The sequence below is a fragment of the Synechococcus sp. H55.11 genome, from assembly GCF_047462475.1.
GTDB lineage: Bacteria > Cyanobacteriota > Cyanobacteriia > Thermostichales > Thermostichaceae > Thermostichus.
The window spans coordinates 1-1,034 of sequence record NZ_JANSJI010000219.1 but is presented as its reverse complement, the minus strand read 5'-3'; the positions used below and the strand labels follow the sequence as shown (position 1 = coordinate 1,034).

1 protein-coding gene is annotated in these 1,034 nt (G+C 55.8%); it reads left to right on the top strand.

Annotation, left to right across the window (positions count from 1 at the left end; translation table 11 throughout):
* Nucleotides 1-87: 87 nt before the first annotated feature.
* A partial coding sequence (locus NW853_RS08945; RefSeq protein WP_414348837.1) for a Clp protease N-terminal domain-containing protein occupies nucleotides 88-1,034 on the top strand: 947 nt, incomplete at its 3' end.

The following is a 1,034-nucleotide window of genomic DNA, read 5'->3' as shown; positions in this document are numbered from 1 at the left end:
ATGCGTATTGGGTGGAAGGTGCTGCTACCCCTGGCCGTAGGGAATTTGTTTATTCTGGCAGGAATCTTGCTAATCCTAGCATAACTTATGGACGGCAACTTCTCACAACGGGCGCGTGAGCTATTGACATTTAGTCGGGAGGAGGCGATTCGGCTGGGAAATGACTATGTAGGGGTAGAGCATGTGATGTTGGCGCTTTTGCGGGATGCGGAGGCGCCGGTGGCCAAAATCTTAGAGGAGCATGGGGTGCCCTTAAAGACGCTGCGACGGGATCTGGAAGACCGGGTTCGGGCGCCTGTGAAGCGGCCCGTGGAAAGTGGGCGGCTACTGCTTTCCCGACAGGTGGAGCAGATATTCCGGCGAGCCAGCATCGAGGCCACCCGCTTAGAATCCCCAGAAGTTCAGCCAGAACATGTATTTCTGGCACTTTTACGGGATGAGTCTTCGCCTATTACGCAAACCCTGGAGCAGTTTGGGATACGCTATGCAGATGTGTTCGAGGTGCTGCGCGGAGAGCCTCCATCGGCTATGTCCTCCTCGGAGCCATTTGAGCCGTCGGAACCTTCACCACGCCGCAGTGGGAGTGCTTCTTACAGAACGTCATCCAGGTCGCGCACGCCGATTCTGGATAACTTCGGGCGGGACCTGACCCAGATGGCTGCCGAAGGAAAACTGGACCCCGTTATTGGCCGGGAACGCGAAATAGAGCGCGTAGCCCAGGTTCTTAGCCGCCGCAAGAAAAATAACCCCGTCCTCATCGGCGAACCCGGCGTGGGCAAAACCGCTATCGTGGAAGGCCTTGCCCTGCGAATTGTCCAGCGCAAAGTGAGCCGGGTCCTGATGAATAAGCGAATCGTAGCCTTAGACCTGACTGCTCTGGTCGCAGGCACGAAATATCGCGGCCAGTTCGAAGAAAGAATGAAAAGTGTCCTGGCCGAGCTGGAAAAATCGCCGGATGTGATTATTTTTATTGATGAGCTGCATACTATTATCGGGGCGGGGGGCGCTTCCGGTTCTCTGGATGCGTCTAACAT